Source organism: Halomonas sp. (assembly GCF_052095695.1).
Taxonomy (GTDB): domain Bacteria; phylum Pseudomonadota; class Gammaproteobacteria; order Pseudomonadales; family Halomonadaceae; genus Vreelandella.
The window spans coordinates 1-17,121 of record NZ_JBQDLQ010000073.1; the positions used below are offsets into that span (position 1 = coordinate 1).

The 17,121-nt window shown below is 56.6% G+C and carries 15 protein-coding genes; 5 read left to right on the plus strand and 10 right to left on the minus strand.

What is annotated here, in order from left to right:
- Together guaA and guaB are read right to left on the minus strand one after the other, a co-directional pair.
- A partial coding sequence (gene guaA, locus ACTH5D_RS13585) for a glutamine-hydrolyzing GMP synthase (RefSeq protein WP_441672133.1) occupies positions 1-1,095 on the minus strand: 1,095 nt, incomplete at its 3' end.
- A 96-nt stretch (positions 1,096-1,191) separates the two neighbouring features.
- Entirely contained in the window at positions 1,192-2,661 is a 1,470-nt protein-coding gene (gene guaB, locus ACTH5D_RS13590) for an IMP dehydrogenase (protein WP_441672135.1), read from the minus strand.
- Positions 2,662-2,858: 197 nt separating this feature from the next.
- On the opposite strand from guaB, the gene xseA reads away from it, so the two are divergent.
- Positions 2,859-4,196 carry an exodeoxyribonuclease VII large subunit gene (gene xseA, locus ACTH5D_RS13595; protein WP_441672137.1) on the plus strand — a complete coding sequence of 446 codons (1,338 nt, stop codon included), beginning with the start codon at positions 2,859-2,861 and terminating at the stop codon, positions 4,194-4,196.
- Positions 4,197-4,207: 11 nt separating this feature from the next.
- Here the strand turns inward: xseA and argA are convergent, their stop codons facing one another.
- The 3 genes from argA to ACTH5D_RS13610 all read right to left on the minus strand — a co-directional run bounded on the left by argA (position 4,208) and on the right by ACTH5D_RS13610 (position 7,714).
- On the minus strand, positions 4,208-5,521 hold the full coding sequence (gene argA / locus ACTH5D_RS13600) for an amino-acid N-acetyltransferase (RefSeq protein WP_441672139.1): 1,314 nt from the start codon (positions 5,519-5,521) through the stop codon (positions 4,208-4,210).
- Positions 5,522-5,757: 236 nt separating this feature from the next.
- Entirely contained in the window at positions 5,758-7,023 is a 1,266-nt protein-coding gene (locus ACTH5D_RS13605) for an inorganic phosphate transporter (protein WP_441672141.1), read from the minus strand.
- 10 nt (positions 7,024-7,033) lie between these two features.
- Positions 7,034-7,714: a TIGR00153 family protein gene (locus ACTH5D_RS13610; protein WP_441672143.1), complete on the minus strand. Its 681-nt coding sequence runs from the start codon at positions 7,712-7,714 to the stop codon at positions 7,034-7,036.
- Positions 7,715-7,851: 137 nt separating this feature from the next.
- On the opposite strand from ACTH5D_RS13610, the gene ACTH5D_RS13615 reads away from it, so the two are divergent.
- Entirely contained in the window at positions 7,852-8,766 is a 915-nt protein-coding gene (locus ACTH5D_RS13615; protein ID WP_441672145.1) for a CYTH domain-containing protein, read from the plus strand.
- Positions 8,767-8,798: 32 nt separating this feature from the next.
- Positions 8,799-9,680, plus strand: coding sequence for an ion transporter (locus tag ACTH5D_RS13620; RefSeq protein WP_441672147.1), 882 nt, complete (start codon positions 8,799-8,801; stop codon positions 9,678-9,680).
- Between the two features lie 85 nt (positions 9,681-9,765).
- Here the strand turns inward: ACTH5D_RS13620 and ACTH5D_RS13625 are convergent, their stop codons facing one another.
- The 3 genes from ACTH5D_RS13625 to ACTH5D_RS13635 form a co-directional block, all read right to left on the minus strand.
- On the minus strand, positions 9,766-10,542 hold the full coding sequence (locus tag ACTH5D_RS13625) for a 5'-nucleotidase, lipoprotein e(P4) family (RefSeq protein WP_441672149.1): 777 nt from the start codon (positions 10,540-10,542) through the stop codon (positions 9,766-9,768).
- A 185-nt stretch (positions 10,543-10,727) separates the two neighbouring features.
- Positions 10,728-11,351 carry an L-threonylcarbamoyladenylate synthase gene (locus tag ACTH5D_RS13630; RefSeq protein ID WP_441672151.1) on the minus strand — a complete coding sequence of 208 codons (624 nt, stop codon included), beginning with the start codon at positions 11,349-11,351 and terminating at the stop codon, positions 10,728-10,730.
- Between the two features lie 209 nt (positions 11,352-11,560).
- Positions 11,561-12,475 (minus strand): PHP domain-containing protein, encoded by a 915-nt coding sequence (locus ACTH5D_RS13635; protein ID WP_441672153.1) that lies wholly within the window; start codon positions 12,473-12,475, stop codon positions 11,561-11,563.
- 207 nt (positions 12,476-12,682) lie between these two features.
- On the opposite strand from ACTH5D_RS13635, the gene ACTH5D_RS13640 reads away from it, so the two are divergent.
- Both ACTH5D_RS13640 and mnmC read left to right on the plus strand, forming a co-directional pair.
- Positions 12,683-12,982 carry a YciI family protein gene (locus ACTH5D_RS13640; protein WP_441672155.1) on the plus strand — a complete coding sequence of 100 codons (300 nt, stop codon included), beginning with the start codon at positions 12,683-12,685 and terminating at the stop codon, positions 12,980-12,982.
- 206 nt (positions 12,983-13,188) lie between these two features.
- On the plus strand, positions 13,189-15,228 hold the full coding sequence (gene mnmC, locus ACTH5D_RS13645) for a bifunctional tRNA (5-methylaminomethyl-2-thiouridine)(34)-methyltransferase MnmD/FAD-dependent 5-carboxymethylaminomethyl-2-thiouridine(34) oxidoreductase MnmC (RefSeq protein ID WP_441672157.1): 2,040 nt from the start codon (positions 13,189-13,191) through the stop codon (positions 15,226-15,228).
- On the opposite strand, the gene ACTH5D_RS13650 is transcribed toward mnmC, so the two are convergent.
- The gene (locus ACTH5D_RS13650) at positions 15,222-15,497 is read right to left on the minus strand and encodes a YheU family protein (protein WP_301733523.1); all 276 of its coding nucleotides are present in this window, start codon (positions 15,495-15,497) and stop codon (positions 15,222-15,224) included. The two genes, mnmC and ACTH5D_RS13650, sit on opposite strands and share 7 nt — an antisense overlap.
- Positions 15,497-17,121 (minus strand): NAD-dependent DNA ligase LigA (gene ligA / locus ACTH5D_RS13655; protein WP_441672159.1); only part of this gene is annotated, 1,625 nt, incomplete at its 5' end. The genes ACTH5D_RS13650 and ligA, both read right to left, overlap by 1 nt.

Here is a 17,121-nt window from a genome sequence, read left to right on the forward strand (position 1 = left end):
CGGCAGGCCACCGACGTTGTGGTGGGATTTGATCACGTGGGATTTGCCGGTTTTAGAGGCGGCGGATTCGATCACGTCCGGGTAGATGGTGCCCTGGGCCAGGAAATCGACGCCGTCAATTTTGCTGGCTTCTTCATCGAACACGTCGATAAAGGTGTTGCCGATGATCTTGCGCTTGGCTTCTGGGTCTTTCTCGCCCGCCAGCTTGCCGAGGAACAGGTCTTCGGCGTCTACGCGGATCACCTTCACGCCCATGTGCTTGGCGAAGGTTTCCATGACCTGGTCGCCTTCTGCTTTACGCAGCAGGCCGTTATCGACGAAGACGCAGGTTAGCTGGGTACCAATGGCTTTGTGCAGCAGCGCCGCCACAACAGAGGAATCCACCCCACCGGAGAGACCCAGCAGTACATGGCGATCGCCGACTTGCTCGCGCACGCGCTGTACCTGGTCTTCGATGATTTGTGCAGGCGTCCAGCGTTTTTCGGCTTTACAGATATCCAGCACGAAATGCTCGAGAATACGCTGACCTTGCAGGGTGTGGGTCACTTCCGGGTGGAACTGTACGCCATAGAACTGTTTCTCTTCCCAGGCCATGGCAGCAATTGGGCAGCTGGGGGTGGAAGCGGTCACGGTGAAAGTATCCGGCGCTTGGGCCACCTTGTCGCCGTGGCTCATCCATACGTCCAGCAGGGCCTTGCCGGAAGCGGTGTCTACGTGGTCTTTAATGCCGTTAAACAGCGCATTATCGACGTCGATCTGGATCTGCGCGTAACCGAACTCGCTTTGGTTGGAGCCTTCCACTTTACCGCCCAGCTGCTCGGCCATGGTCTGCATGCCGTAGCAGATACCAAACACCGGCAGGCCCATTTCAAACACGCACTGCGGCGCCCGCGGGGAGTCCAACTCCGTCACGGATTCCGGCCCACCGGCGAGGATGATGCCGTTAGGGTTGTACTCGCGGATCTCTTCTTCGCTGATATCGAAGGCGCGGACTTCAGAGAACACTCCAATTTCGCGTACACGGCGGGCGATCAGTTGGGTGTACTGTGAACCGAAGTCGAGAATCAGAATCTTATGGGCGTGAATGTCACTCATGGCGGGGTCTCGGTTAAGCGGTGTGGGTGCCGCTGGTAAGGCCAAAAAGCAAGCGGCGGGGCAAAGCCCGCCGCGCCATCTATCTAAACGTGCTGGTTAGCTCACCCGGTAATTGGGCGCTTCTTTGGTGATCTGCACGTCGTGAACGTGAGATTCGGCCATACCAGCGCCGGTAATTTTGACGAACTCTGGCTTGGTACGCATTTCTTCGATGTCGTGACAGCCGGTGTAGCCCATGGAGGCGCGTAGGCCACCTAGCATTTGGTGCACGATGGCGGTCATCTGACCCTTGTAAGGTACGCGACCTTCAATACCTTCCGGCACCAGCTTCTCAACACCTTCATCTTTGCTCTGGAAGTAGCGGTCCGAAGAGCCTTGCGTTTGGGACATCGCGCCCATGGAACCCATGCCACGGTAGGCTTTATACGTACGCCCTTGGAACAGTTCAACTTCACCGGGCGCCTCTTCCGTACCCGCAAACATGCTGCCCAGCATCACAGTGCTAGCGCCCGCGACGATCGCCTTAGCGATATCGCCGGAGTAGCGTACGCCGCCATCGGCAATAAGCGGGATATTAAACGGCTCAAGCGCTTCGGCTACGTTGGCGACGGCGGTGATTTGCAGCACGCCAACGCCGGTCACAACGCGCGTGGTGCAAATAGAACCCGGGCCGATGCCGACCTTAACGGCATCTGCGCCGGCTTCTGCCAGTGCGACTGCTGCGGCAGCGGTGGCGATGTTGCCACCAATCACCTGCAAGCCTGGGTAATGCTCTTTCACCCAGCGCACACGATCAATAACACCTTTAGAGTGGCCGTGGGCCGTATCGACAACCAGCACGTCAACACCCGCTTCAACCAACGCAGCGATACGATCCGGCGTTTCAGGGCCGGTGCCCACTGCGGCGCCCACCAACAGGCGTCCATCACTGTCTTTAGCGGCCATCGGGTAGGTGCGGGCTTTTTCGATGTCCTGGAAGGTCACCAAACCACGCAGATGGAATTCATCATCGACAATCAGCATTTTTTCGATGCGGTGTTCGCGCATTTTGGACTTACTGACTTCAAGCTCGGTGCCTTCGGCTACCGTGATTAGCCGCTCACGCGGGGTCATGATATCGGCCACGCTGTCACCCACGTTGGGCTGAAAGCGCATGTCGCGCTCGGTCACAATACCGACGAGCGTTTCACCTTCCACCACGGGGAATCCGGAAAAGCCGTATTCACGGGCCATGGCGAGGAGGTCTTCCAGCTTCGCTTTGGGGCTAACGGTAACCGGATCCTTCACAATCACGCTTTCGTGCTTTTTGACCTTGCGCACTTCGGCTGCTTGCTGAGCCACCGCCATGCTCTTATGAATAATGCCAATACCGCCTTCCTGAGCCATGGCAATCGCCAAACGGGCTTCGGTAACGGTGTCCATCGCGGCAGAAACAAGTGGAATATTGAGCGAGAGATTACGGGTCAGGCGAGTTTTGAGGCTGACATCCTTGGGTAGAACGTCGGAGAAGCCAGGAATGAGGAGTACGTCATCGAACGTAAGCGCTTCTTGGGCCATACGTAGCATAGCGGCAACACCCTGATGGAAGAGGAGAAGTGGGGCGTGAAAGGTTAATCCCCTATTATAGCGTTTTGAGGGCCGCCCCAGCAATGCGGAGACGCTAGCAAACTGCGACCAATGGCTAATCCGTTTTTTATGGCGGGCTTAATGATAGGCTTAACGCGCTGTTATTTATTTGCGATTCGGCTTTTTGAGATTAAATTATGCCAGAGACTCCCCAGGCGCTTTCCGTTAGCCAACTCAACCAGCGTGCCAAGCAAACGCTTGAGCGCGATATGGGCGAAGTATGGGTAGAGGGCGAGCTTTCTAACGTTTCCCGCCCGGCGTCGGGCCATGTCTATTTCACGCTGAAAGATGACCGGGCGCAGATTCGCTGTGCGCTGTTTCGTCAGCGGGCGCGGTTTGTGTCGGCCTCGATGCGCGATGGTGATCAGGTCAAGCTGCGTGGGCGGGTGTCGCTGTTTGAACCCCGCGGCGATTATCAGCTGATTGCCGACGCGGTGCAGGCGGCGGGCCTTGGGGAGCTGCTGGCGGCGTTCGAGCGCTTGAAGGCGCAGTTGGAAGGCGAAGGCGTGTTCGCCAACACCCGGCCGCTGCCCTTCCCGCCGCGTAAGATTTTGATTTTAAGCTCTGCCACCGGGGCGGCCATTCGTGATGTGCTGGCGGTACTTGAAGCCCGCTGGCCATTGGCAGATGTCACGCTGATTCCCGTGCCGGTACAGGGAGCAGAGGCCGCGCCAGCGATGATATCGGCGCTGGCACTACTCAATCGCCAATCGCGATTAGACCCCGAGCGAGATGTGATCTTGATCACCCGCGGCGGCGGTAGCCTGGAAGATTTATGGGCGTTTAATAGCGAGCATTTGGCGCGGGCGATTTTCCATTCTCGGCTGCCGGTCATGTCGGCGGTGGGGCACGAGGTCGATGTCACCCTGGCGGATTTTGCCGCGGATATGCGCGCGCCCACCCCCTCTGCCGCAGCCGAACGCTTGGTGCCCGATCAAAACACCTTGAAGCGCCAGCTTGAACACCAACACAGTCGCCTGCAGCGTGCCATGCAGGCGCGGCTTGAACGCGATAGCCAACGGCTGGATACGCTGCGCGCCAAGTTGCGCCACCCCGGCGAGCAACTCAACCGCCAGCGCCAGCATCTAACTGGCCTTCATCAGCGTTTGAATCGCGCCATGCAGCAAACGCTCGACCAGAAAAAAACACAAGTAACACAGCTGAACAGGCGGCTAACCAGCCAGGATATGACGCGCCTGCACCGTGCAGAAAAAGAACGCGTCAGCCAGCTACAGCGCCGCTTGGTTACGTCGATGCAGCGCCAGCTTGAGAGTCGACAGGCAAGACTAACCAGCGCTGCGCGGGAGCTAAACGCAATCAGCCCGCTGGCCGTATTGGGGCGGGGCTATGCGATTGCCCAGGATGAACAGGGCCAGGTGATTCAGCGCGCAGCTGATACCCAGCCGGGCCAGAAGCTCACCGTGAAACTCGGGGAAGGCAGACTCAATGTCGAGGTTAAGCGGCGTTATAAGTAGCACTGCCGTTATCAAGCCAGTGCTTTTACCAACACTTTTGATTTGCGCGCGTGGTTGTAGGCCTCACGCTTCAGCGGTGGCAAATCATCCAGGCTGGCGGCGTGAAACCCACGTTCAACAAACCAGTGCGCGGTATGCGTCGTGAGCACGAATATCTCGCTAAGCCCCCGCTGGCGGGCACGACGTTCTAAGGCTTCCACCAAGCTTTCGCCGCGCTCGCCGCCGCGATAGCTGTCGTGTATCGCAACACAGGCCAATTCGGCAATGCGCGTATCGGGGAACACATGTAGCGCGGCGCAGCCAATCACCATGCCGTCGCGCTCAATGACCATGTAGTCATCAATGTCGTGCTCCAGGCGTTCTCTTGAGCGCGCAACCAGCATACCGCGGCGCTCTAATGGCTCAAGCAGCTCCAGCAAGCCTGTCACATCGTTGAGCGTGGCCGGGCGCAGCTGTTCGTAGCGATGCTGAGTAATCATGGTGCCCACGCCGTCGCGGGTGAAAAGCTCGCCCAGCAAAGCGTCATGGTTGCGCCAGGAAAGTAGATGCGTGCGCGCCACGCCCTGCCGTGCGGCAGTGCAGGCGGCCTGTAAATGGCGGGCTAATTCACTGCCTGGCAATGCAGCGCTTAAACGCGGCTCCGCTTCTGCCGGAGAAAGCTGGCGCAGCAGTGCCCCAAATTCATCATCTAACCCTTCGGATTCACCGAGCAGAATCAGCTTGTCGGCTTTTAGCGCCACGGCAGCGTGCTGAGCGACTTCGGCGGCATCCAGGTCAAACACCTCGCCCGTACTTGAAAAGCCCAGCGGTGGCAGCAGCACTAACGAGCCCTTCTCCAGCAGACCTTCAATGGCGCTGGCCCGCACGCGACGCACTTCCCCGCCGTGGTCAAAGTCCACGCCCTCTCTTACGCCGAGCGGCTTGGCGGTCACGAGATTGCCAGAGATCACGCTAAGCTCTACGCCGTGCAGCGGCGTGCTGGGCAACCCAAGGGAAAGCCGCGCTTCTAACCACAGCCGCTGGTGCGCGGCGACTTGCTCCACGTGCATCATGACGGCGCGGTCGGCGACCCAGCGGCCATCAATACGCGTGGGCTCAACGCCCGCCGTCGTTAAGGCTTCCTGTACCTGAGGGCGAGTGCCAAACACCACGACCAAACGCACGCCCAGCGTATGCAGCAGCGCTAAATCTTGAATCAACTGCTCCCCGCGGCCAGAGGCCATCGCTTCGCCTTCAATTAAGATGACAAAGGTTCGCCCCCGGTGCGCATTAATGTAGGGGGAAGCGTTACGAAACCAATCAACAAAGGGGAAGCGCGTATCCAAGGGCCGCTCTCCGGCAGCAGGTGAAAGAAACAGGCTGTTATCACGTTCAACTGGGCTACTTTAACAGAGCATAAAAAACAGCGGCACCTTCAATTGCATATCTGCTGATTCCCATGCAGATCGCGATGAAGAGTGCCGCCGTTATTTTAATGCCTGCTTGGCTGATTTAACCGAGCCGATTTAGCTGAACCAAGTTAATAAGACCAAGTTAGTAGCACCAAGCTAGCAGAGCCGGCCTAGCCAAACATGCCTTTAAACATAAAGAAGAACAAAATAGCCAGACCTGCGCCCGCGGGCAGCGTAATCAGCCACGAAATAGCAATGGTGCCAATCACGCGCAGGTTAAGAGCGGCCATGCCGCGCGCTAAACCAACCCCCAGCACAGCGCCAACCAGAGTATGCGTCGTCGAAATAGGCAAGCCGGTACCCGAGGCCAACACGACGGTGCTTGCGGCAGCCAAAGTGGCGGCAAAACCGCGGCTTGGGGTGAGCTCGGTAATGCCGGTACCCACTGTCGCGATCACTCTGTGACCGTAAGTCACAAGGCCTACCACGATCCCTGCGCCGCCCAGCATGAGCACCCACCAAGGCACTAGTGCAGCGCTGTCGATCACGCCGTCGCTACGTACAACGCTAATGACCGCGGCTAATGGGCCCACCGCGTTGGCTACGTCATTCGAGCCATGTGCAAACGCCATTGCACAAGCGGTGAAGATCATCAGAACGCCAAACACGCGCTCAACGTTAGCGTAGCCGAAGTGGTCGTTGGCATTTTGCTCGAACTTAATGCGCCGCTGCATAACGATACCCAGCCCCATAATGGCGATGCCGAGCACAATCGAAAGCAGCAGGCTTTGGCCAAAGCTGAGATTCAAACCTACGTGCGATAAGCCTTTGGTTAGCGTGACCATCGAGACAATAAAGCCCACCAGGAAAACATACCCAGGTACGTAGCGCTTTGCCGCAGTAAATGGGTCGCTGCTTTCAAAAATCAGATGCTGCACAGACTTAAAGAGGACATAGGCGATGGTACCCGCGAGCAGCGGCGAAATAAGCCAGCTAGAGGCAATTTGCCCTACTTTGCCCCATGCCACCGCATCAACTCCCAGACCTACCGCGCCAAAACCAACGATAGCGCCCACGATAGAGTGCGTGGTAGACACCGGCCAGCCGCGTGCTGACGCAATCAATAGCCAAATACCCGCGGCTAATAGCGCCGACAACATGCCGTAAACTAATAGCTCAGGATTGGTTTCTAATAAGACGGGGTCGAGTATCCCTCCGCGAATGGTAGCGGTGACTTCACCGCCGGCGAGCCATGCGCCTAGAAACTCAAAGATAACGGCAATAAGAATGGCTTGCTTGATGGTGATCGCTTTCGACCCCACCGAGGTTCCCATGGCATTGGCTACATCATTTGCGCCAACGCCCCAGGCCATAAAGAAGCCGAACAAACAGGCCAGGATAATGAAGATTTCACCGTGCTGGGCAATAATCAGCATACAAGTCCCCTTATCGGGCTGTCAGAATCTGTAAGCGGCTACCCACGCGTTCAGCGCGGTCAGATAGTTCACCCACCCATTCAATGATTTTATAAAGAAAAATCACATCGACGGGTGGCAGCTGACTTTCAAGCGCGAACAGCTGGCGACGAATAGTCACCTGCTGGTCATCGGCCTGGTGTTCGAGGATATGCAGTTCACGGATCATTCGATGCATGACATCAGCGACGTTACGCCCAAAGCCTGACTCAAGCAGATCTTTGAGCTCTTCCAATGCCTGACGGGCTTGCGCAACACACGAAACGCTCGTGCGGATATAATCGCGCATCGATTCAGCCAGCTCATCTGGCACGCGCATTTTACGGCCCATCATAATGCCGGTAATGTCGCGCACCTTGTTGGCGATTTTGTCCTGTACGCTAATGAGATCGAGCAGATCAGACCGCGACACCGGTAAAAACATGGTGTTGGGCAGGTTCAATCGCAACTCAGTTTTCAGCGTATCAGCGTCATGCTCTAAGCGGGTGACGTTTTCGCGCAGCTCAGCCGCTTTGATCCAGTCGTCTGCCAGGGTTGCCTCGAAAAACGGCAACAGTTGGTCGGCACATTCATTTGCCTTGACGATATGGGCCAATAACGGCTGGAATGGCGAGCGGCCAAACATAGAAGAAAAAGGATTGGAGGTAACCATAATGCCTTTTAGCCTGTTTTCGGAAAGCCTGGAAATGGCGGCGCCAGTATAAAGAGTGCGCTCGCCGCCGTCATGAAAAGTTCATAAATGTAATCAAATATTCATCTATATGTCACGATAGCGAGGTGGCGATTGCCATGAAAACCCCCACTCCTCTAGAAGTAGAGATTAAGCTGGCGCTCCCCCCCACGGGCCCGGCTGCGCTAAACCAACACCCGCTTCTCGCCTCAGTTCCCGTCTCTCAACACGCATTGACCAACACCTATTTCGATACCCCGTTAGGCGATTTAGCCAACGCGCGTATTGCCGTTCGCCTGCGCGAAGTCGATGGTAAGGTGCTGCATACCGTCAAAACAGCCGGCCAAGGTAGCGGCGGGTTTTCTCAGCGCCAAGAGTGGGAGTGGCAAGTTACTGGCCCGCAGCTAGACCTCATGGTGCTTGCCAAGCTGCCCCCTTTTCAAGGCGAGCTTGCGCAGGCGCTCCCTTCACTCGTCCCGACGTTACGCACTGACTTCACGCGGCGCAGTTGGCAGTTAATCAGCGGCCTTTCGAGCAACGCTACAACAGAGGCTAGCAACCATATTGAGCTAGTCTTGGATGAAGGCGAGATTATTAGTGGTCGCTACCGCACGTCTATCTGTGAAATAGAGCTTGAGTTAAAAAAGGGCGAGCCAGAGGCGCTTTGGACATTGGCACTGGCGCTTGCCGCGCAGGTCCCTCTGCGCCCATCAGACAGCAGCAAAGCAGCGCGCGGCAATATGCTGAGTGCCCAGCACTGGCCATTACCCGACGCGCAAACCCCGACTGAATGGCTGCACCGCACCACGCTGACGCTAGATGCCTACCATGATAGCCAGCAAGCGAGCTTTTTAGCCGAAGCTCACCAGGCGATCAAAACGCTGGCGGAACATCCTGAGCTAGATGCCACTACGCGCACTTACGCCCAGGTACTGGCTCACGCCTTGGACGCTCAAGGCCAGCCGCAGGCCGCTTACGGCAGCGCTGCGTTAGCACTCGCCTATCGCTTGGCGTACCAAACCGCGCTACGCTAGCGCTGAATGAGTGCCCACTTCAGGATGATGCGATGAATTTCCACCTAACCCCAGGCACGGAAGGCCTGCGCAGCCGCCTGTTTCATATCATATTCGAGTCCGATACGCCGGGGGCGAAAGCATTTGATATCGCCTTGATTATGGCCATTTTGGTAAGCGTCGCGGTGATACTGCTGGGCAGCATTGAAATTTATGCTGAGCGCTACGGGCATATCTTTTTTTACACAGAATGGGTGCTGACGCTGCTGTTCAGCATTGAGCTGCTGGTTCGTATCTATTGCCTGGAACGTCCACTTCTCTACCTCAAAAGCTTTTATGGGATCGTCGATTTAATTGCGATTTTACCCACGTGGCTCGTTCTTTTGGTGCCCGGCGCCCACGCGCTGGTGATTGTGCGCCTGCTGCGGGTACTGCGGATTTTCCGTATTTTGCGCTTGATGGCGTTTGTCGGTGAAGCCAATCTACTGATCGATGCTCTGAAGCGCAGCCTGCACCAAATCCTGCTGTTCTTCTTCTCTATTTTGATGGTGGTGACGCTATTTGCGGCCTTGATGTACACCATCGAATCACCGGAGGCAGGCTTTACCAGCATTCCCATGTCGATGTACTGGGCTATCGTTAGCATGACGACGGTGGGCTATGGCGATATCGTGCCTGCGACACCGTTAGGCAAGGCGATCACTATGGTGCTGATGTTACTCGGCTACTCGATTATCGCCGTGCCCACCGGTATTTTCTCGGCTCAGGTGATTCGCTCGATACGTGAAGATCGCCACTCGGAAGAAACCTGCCCCGGCTGCGGGCATGAGCAGCATGATAAACGCGCACGTTACTGCATGCGCTGTGGCACTTGGCTAGATGAGGACAGCGAAGACCCGCGCAAGAAAGACGAACAAAAACAAGACGAGGACTAAAACGCGCCCCAGGACAACGAACCCTGGGACGCGCAGTTCTCTTTTACTGAGATAACAAGAGATCAAGAGGCTGGGGTATTAAGAATCACTCCACTTCGAGCGGCGCGTCCCAGGCATCTAGCTCGGCCTCACTCCAAGCACCGTAGGTCGCATTGGGAAAGACAATCCAATCCTTGCCAAAGCGCTCTGCATTATCGTCTACAAGCTCGTGCTGCTGGGCAAGATCGGCACCCGCAAAATCACCCGCAAAATCGTGTAGCGAATCGCCTAACTGCATGACCAGCGTGTGACTCTCAACCACCTCCGCGCGCCGTTCTTCTTTAGCAGGCCCCAGCAGCATCACGCTCTGCTCAGATACTTGGGGCAGTGCTAACGCGTCTAGCGTGGCGATCGTGTCGGCCTCATTCTCCTGATAGCGATCAGAAACGTAAAAAATAGCCACGCCCTGCTCATCAGCGTAATCCAGGAACGCTTTGGCGCCTGGCATTAAACGCGGCTCACCTTCACGCTCCCAGTGCTTCCACGTATCCCAGGCGGTGTAGTCGTGGCACGCCTGCATGTCGCGAACCAGCAGCGCGCTATTGTCCAGCACCGTTTCATCCAGGTCGGTCATGATGGCCAAGCCATCGCTGCCACCATGAGCTTCAATTTGATCTTTGAGTCGATAGGTGGCGAGGGCAAAACCCTGACGCTGAAGGGCTGCGGCTTCAGCAGACTGCTGTTGATAGCGTAGGCCCATCGCATAAGCTTCCTGGGCACACATATCTCCGTCATCGCTATTCGCGTGGCTGGTCAGCGGTAGAGCGGAAAGGCTGGCTAAGGCAGCAAAGGTGCAGAGGCGAGAAGTGAAAAGCATCTTCATAGAATGATCTCCTGGGCTAGGCGATCTCAAAAAGACGAGGCGACTCCGCGCTTTAAGGATCACGATTTATTATCGAAAAGAACCATTAGGATCATATTTTATTTTCATTGAGCAATCAAATAACGAAAAAACAAACCTTCATCTCGATGATGCTACGGGATGAAGGTTTGCCTTGAAGAGAGCTTTTAGCCTACGAAAGGAGCAATATCGCCCCGCCCTTCACGAATGATTTTGGGCGGCAGCTCGCGCAGATCAATAACGCTTGTTGGGTCTAAGTGGCAGGCGCCGCCGTCAATAATGGCGTCCAAATGGGCGCCAAAACGCTCGCGAATCTCTTCCGGATCGTTCATGGGCAACGTCTCCCCCACCGGAATTAGCGTCACGCTCATCAACGGCTCACCCAGCGCGGCTAATAGCGCATGGGTGATGCGGTGATCCGGCACGCGCACGCCAATAGAGCGCCGCTTAGGATGCAGCAACAGGCGAGGCACCTCAGAAGTGGCATCCAAAATATACGTGTAAGGCCCTGGTGTGTGGGCTTTCAGTAGCCGAAAAACGTCGTTGCCGACTTTGGCGTAAGTGCCGATCTCAGACAAATCAGAGCACACCAGCGTAAAGTTGTGCTTGTCGTCCAGCGAGCGCAGCCATTTGATTTTCTCAACCGCTTTTTTTTCGCCCAAATGACAGCCCAGGGCATAGCCTGAGTCGGTGGGATACGCCACAACGCCGCCCTTGCGAATGATCGCAATCGCCTGGTCGATTAGACGCTTCTGGGGATTTTCTGGGTGAATCTGAAAATACTGGCTCATGGAACTGCTCCTGTCCTTAAACCCTATCCTAAAATCCTATCTTAAAACCCTATCTTAAAACCCTATCTTAAACCCTATCTTAAACCCTGTTCATACAGCATAGCTGACCTTGCGGTGACGTGGCCCAGTCTTTACAAGTAGGTCTTTACCAGCATGTCTTTACAAGCACGCCTTTAAAAGCCCATCACTACCAGTCGACCAACACCGGGCTAGGCGTTCGCCAATAGACCGGGCTGCGCGTCACGTAAATGCAGTAACCGCGGGTGCTGCCATATGGGAGGGGCAGCGGTGCGCGGCACTAGGCTCATACTGCCGGGCGCCGCATGGCTGCCGGGGAAGTGAAAGTCGCTGCCGAGAGAGGCGTAAAGCTCACGCTCAGCAAGCTGGCGGGCTAGATCGCGGGTACTGTCCGAGTTCTGCTGGCCGCTGACCAGTTCAACCGCTTGCCCGCCGGCTGCCTGAAACGTGTCCATCAACATGCCACGCTTGCGCCGCGTTAAACCATAGCGCAGTGGATGCGCAATCACTGCGACGCCGCCAGATGCCACCACCCATGCCGCCACCTGACTAATTTCCGGCCAGTGAGCTTTGACATCGCCCTTCTTGCCGCTGCCCAGGTAGCGCTTAAAGGCGCTTGACCAATCGGGCACTAAGCCATCAGCGACCAGCGCACGGGCAAAGTCTGGGCGTCCCAATGGGCGGTCGCTGCCCGCTTGCGCACGCGCTTTTTCCAGCGCGTTGCTTAAACCTACTTTTTCCAGACGTTCGGCAATCACTTCTGCACGCTGAATGCGCGCATCACGTTGCTGAATCAAGCCTTCGACCATCGCCCCCTGCAGGCCGCCGGGCATTAGCGCCACGACATGAATATTAATGCCCTGCCAGCGTGTGGATAACTCACAGCCAGCGATAAGGCACAGGCCTGCTTGCTCAGCCGCGCGAGCCGCTTCGTCGATGCCGTCCATGGTGTCGTGGTCGGTCAGCGACATATGCGTTAACCCACGTGCAGCACACAGCGTTACCAGCTCAGTGGGCGTTAGCGCGCCATCAGAAGCGGTGGAGTGCATGTGCAAATCAACCGGGTAGCGCTGATCGGCATCAAAGGTATAGGGAAGTTGAGGCATAAGATGACGCCGTGTGGCCAGTTTGTCAGAATGAGCGTTGGAAAAACTCAAATGCTGTTCAGTCGTTACTTGACCGCTCCCTGTCTGTCAGAAACGGTATTTCAAAGTAGCATGCGAGAACGGTGCATCAGATATGGTGCGCGCTTATAATCATATGGTCAATTAGCGCTAACGTCGCAACCTCGTCTAATCAAGGAGTTATACTCAATGCTGTATGCCATTCTTAGTGAAGATGTCGCCAATAGCCTAGAGCGTCGACTGACGGCTCGCCCTGATCATTTAGCCCGCTTAGAAACGCTGCGCGATGAAGGCCGCTTGGTATTGGCGGGCCCTCACCCTGCCATTGATGCTGAAAACCCGGGTGACGCAGGGTTTTCAGGCAGCTTAGTCGTGGCAGAATTTGACGGCCTGGAAGCGGCTAAAGCTTGGGCCGATGCCGACCCTTACATGATTGCCGGGGTCTATGCCAAGGTCGTTGTGAAGCCCTTCAAAAAAGTGCTGCCTTGATTTTAATAGCCCACTATGGATGTTCGCCGGGCTTGCAAAAAGTTCTTCACAGTGCCTGTGGAAAACTCTGTGCAAACCCGGCGGACGCTTTTCGCTAAGCCAGAGATAGCGCTGGCATCAACACTTTGATCATTTTTTAACCATCGATTGATCACTACGTCATCATCGACAACATCACCACTGATATCACTACGAAGGATGCCTGCGTGGCCCAACGTCCAACCGCTCTGCCCCCCCTCACGGCACTAACCACGCCCACACTGACCTGGAATGAAGAGGGTGCACCCCGCTCAGCAGCGTTTGATGATATCTATTTCACCCGTGGCGATGGTCGCGCTGAGACGGAACACGTGTTTCTCGATGCCAATCATCTTCCTAAACGTTTCGCCAGTTGGGCGTTGGCGCGCCCTTTTGTCATTGGCGAGACGGGCTTTGGCACAGGGTTAAATATGCTCTGCGCCTGGGCGTGCTTTGAACAACACGCGCCTTCTCATGCTCGGCTGCATTTGTTATCCACCGAAAAATATCCTTTTGATCGCCTGGCGCTTGAGCGCGCCCTAGCCGTTTGGCCCTCACTGGCGGCTTATACGCAGGTGCTGTGTGCCCAGTGGCCGGCCGCCGTCAACGGCATTCATCGACTGCACCTAACCGAGCGTGTAACCCTCGACCTGCATTTTGGCGATACCACAGAGCGCTTAGAACAGCTGGACGGCCAGGTAGATGCCTGGTTTTTGGACGGCTTTGCGCCGTCCAAAAACCCTGACATGTGGCACCCGGCACTGTTTGACGCCATGGCCGCACGTTCGCGCCCCGGGGCTACCTTTGCGACATTCACCTGCGCGGGCATTGTGAAGCGTGGCTTAAAAGCGGCAGGCTTTGACTGGCAAAAAGTACCGGGCTATGGTCGTAAACGAGAAATGCTGGCAGGCAGTATTGAGTCGCCGCCCAGCGATCAGCGGCGTGAGAAAACTCCCTGGTTTACGCCGCCCTTTGTTGAAGCGGCGAAGCACGTCGCAATAATCGGCGCGGGGCTTGCGGGCAGCACCGTTGCCGCGGCGCTCGCGCGGCGCGGCGTTCATGTGACGGTGATTGAGCGTGAGGCCCCTGGTTCGGGCGGCTCTGGCAACCGTCAGGGCGCGCTGTATGTGAAGCTTGCCGCAGAGACCAACCATCAAAGTCGCGTTTATCTTGCCGGGCTGCTGTATAGCCAGCGCTGGCTGGCGCAGCAGCATTGCACACAGCCGTTATCTTCGCCTCCTTTATGGCAATCTTGTGGCGTCATTCAGCTCGCTAGTAGCGACAAAGAGGTGCTTCGCCAACAGCGCTTTATTGAGCAACACCCGCTGCCTAGCGAGGTCGTCTCTGCGATGCACAATCCTGCGCTAACCGACGCGGCGGCGCTGACTATTGACGCGTCTCACGGACTTTTTTATTCGCAGGCGGGCTGGGTACGGCCTAAGGTGCTATGTGAGCACTTGCTAAGCCATTCAAACATCACACTACTGCAGGGCGACGTCACATCATTTGATCGCAAAGACGCTGATTGTACTTCTGGCCAGGGCTGGCAGATTCGCTTAGCCGATGGTCACATAATGGAGGCGGATCAGATCGTGATTGCTAGCGCACACTTAGCCAACCGTTTCGCGCAAACGCTAGAGCTACCGCTGCAGTCTGTGCGTGGTCAGGTCAGTGAAATCAATCTACCCGAGAAGGTGGCAGGCCCTAGCCGCGTAATATGTGCCGGTGGCTATGTCGCGCCGGCATTGGATGGCGTATTAACCTTTGGCGCAAGCTTTGTGCCCAACAACGATGCCTCCGATGTGTCAGCGGCAGACCATGAGCGCAACATTGACGAGCTGCGTCAAACGCTGCCCGCCCTGGTTGCAGAACTAGAAAAGGCTGGCATTAATCTTAGCCCTGACAACCTGCAGGGCCGGGCAGCGGTGCGTGCCGCGAGCCCTGACAAAAGCCCCTACGCAGGACCGGTGCCGGTAGCGGATACGTGGCGAGCCGACTATTGCGTGCTCAGCAAAGATGCCACTCGTGTGCCGGACAAGCGTGGAGAGCATCATAGGGGGCTGTGGATAACCACCGCGCACGGCTCGCGGGGCTTGGCCAGCGCGCCGCTCTGTGCCGAGCTGATTGCTTCGCGGCTGTGCGATGAGCCCATGCCTTTAGAAGTCCCGCTGACTGATCACCTGCACCCAGGTCGGCGCATTATTAGCGCGATTATCCGCGCTCAGTAGTCACCTTCCTCTTCATCGTCGGCCACGTCGCGACCAAAGGAGCGCCATTGAGCGAGGGTCATGACTTCGGTCATCTCCAGCTCAAGGTCATGCGCAATAATGAGCTCATTGCGCGACAGCTGTTTTTTCAGTTCGGCTACCCAGCCGTGCATGCCTTCGCCTGTCGTGTCGGTCGTATCGTAGCCCTGGCGGGTAACGAAGGCCTCCAGCAGCGCTTTCAAGGTTTCTTCTGGCAGCATTCGTGCGGGTACTTCAATAAATCGACCCATTAGCGCTGTTCCCACTCTGCCAAGCGTTCAATAAAAGTAGCCTCATCGATGACGTCAACGCCCATCTGTTCGGCTTTCGTCAGTTTGCTGCCTGCGGCTTCGCCAGCGACCAAGCACGTGGTTTTTTTCGAAACGCTGCCGGCCACTTTGGCCCCCAGGGCCTGCAAGCGTGCCTTACCTTCGTCGCGGGTCATGCTTTCCAGCGAGCCGGTGAGTACCCAGGTTTGACCTTCCAGTGGCGTGGGGCCCTGGGTGACGACCGCTTCTTGCCACGTAATGCCAGCGTCGCGCAGCGCCGCAATAGTTTCCTGGTTATGGGGTTGCCGGAAAAAAGTATGCACATGAGCGGCGACAATGGGGCCAACATCGCCCACGGTTTCCAGCGCCGCCAACTCTGCCGCCTGAATCGTTTCAAGCGTACCAAAATGATTGGCTAGATTAGCCGCCGTTGCTTCGCCCACTTCGCGAATGCCCAGCGAGTAAATAAAGCGCGCAAGCGTGGTCGACTTAGCGTTTTCAAGCGCGCCGACCAGGTTGGTCGCGGATTTTTCACCCATGCGCGGCAGGCTTTGCAACTTCTCAACCGTTAAGTGAAACAGATCCGCCGGAGTTTTGACCCAGTCAAGATCCACTAGCTGCACAATCAGCTTTTCACCTAAGCCATCAATATCCAGCGCTTTGCGGCTGGAAAAGTGCTTCAGCGCCTCTTTACGCTGGGCAGCGCAGTATAGGCCGCCCGAGCAGCGCGCCACGGCCTCACCTTCAAGCCGCTCAATTTGTGAATCGCACACCGGGCAGTACTCAGGAAAGGTAATGGCTCTAGCATCCGCCGGCCGCAGCTCCGTATGTACTCTAACCACCTGGGGAATCACATCGCCAGCGCGGCGAATCGACACCGTATCCCCGATCATCACGTCTAAGCGGGTGATTTCATCAGCGTTATGTAGCGTTGCATTCGATACCGTCACGCCTGCCACGCTAACAGGCTCAAGCCGTGCGACGGGCGTAATTGCCCCGGTGCGTCCCACCTGGAACTCCACATCGTTGAGCGTGGTGACTTCTTCCTGAGCCGGAAACTTAAACGCTACCGCCCAGCGCGGCGCGCGGGCGACAAAGCCCAGCTCACGCTGATGGCGCAGGTCATCAACCTTGACCACCACGCCGTCGATATCAAAGCCGAGGCTATCGCGCTGCTCGCCTAGCGTCTCGCAGTAGTCGGCAACCGCTTGCGGGCCTTTGACTACTTTCAGTTCACTACTCGACCGAAAGCCCCAATCTTTAAGTCTTTCCATCTGACGGCTATGCGTTGGCATCACACTGTCATCCAAGTTTGTCATATTGATGCGGGCAACTTGGTAGGCGTGAAATTCTAACGGACGTTTCGCGGTAATCCGCGGATCTAGCTGGCGTAAGCTGCCGGCAGCGGCATTGCGCGGATTGGCAAACACCTTGCTACCTTCTTCGCGCGCGCGCTCGTTAAGCGCTTCAAACCCCGTATGGCGCATAATCACCTCACCACGGATTTCAAGCAGCGCAGGCACGTTGTTACCCAGCAGCTTAAGCGGCACCGAGCGCAGCGTGCGCAGGTTAGAGGTAATGCCTTCACCGCTACGGCCATCACCCC

Coding starts and splice junctions, on each gene's coding strand:
- guaB (WP_441672135.1), bottom strand. CDS start 2,661: ATGCTACGTATGGCCCAAGAAGCGCTTACGTTCGATGACGTACTCCTC.
- xseA (WP_441672137.1), top strand. CDS start 2,859: ATGCCAGAGACTCCCCAGGCGCTTTCCGTTAGCCAACTCAACCAGCGT.
- ACTH5D_RS13605 (WP_441672141.1), bottom strand. CDS start 7,023: ATGCTGATTATTGCCCAGCACGGTGAAATCTTCATTATCCTGGCCTGT.
- ACTH5D_RS13610 (WP_441672143.1), bottom strand. CDS start 7,714: ATGGTTACCTCCAATCCTTTTTCTTCTATGTTTGGCCGCTCGCCATTC.
- ACTH5D_RS13615 (WP_441672145.1), top strand. CDS start 7,852: ATGAAAACCCCCACTCCTCTAGAAGTAGAGATTAAGCTGGCGCTCCCC.
- ACTH5D_RS13620 (WP_441672147.1), top strand. CDS start 8,799: ATGAATTTCCACCTAACCCCAGGCACGGAAGGCCTGCGCAGCCGCCTG.
- ACTH5D_RS13625 (WP_441672149.1), bottom strand. CDS start 10,542: ATGAAGATGCTTTTCACTTCTCGCCTCTGCACCTTTGCTGCCTTAGCC.
- ACTH5D_RS13630 (WP_441672151.1), bottom strand. CDS start 11,351: ATGAGCCAGTATTTTCAGATTCACCCAGAAAATCCCCAGAAGCGTCTA.
- ACTH5D_RS13635 (WP_441672153.1), bottom strand. CDS start 12,475: ATGCCTCAACTTCCCTATACCTTTGATGCCGATCAGCGCTACCCGGTT.
- ACTH5D_RS13640 (WP_441672155.1), top strand. CDS start 12,683: ATGCTGTATGCCATTCTTAGTGAAGATGTCGCCAATAGCCTAGAGCGT.
- ACTH5D_RS13650 (WP_301733523.1), bottom strand. CDS start 15,497: ATGGGTCGATTTATTGAAGTACCCGCACGAATGCTGCCAGAAGAAACC.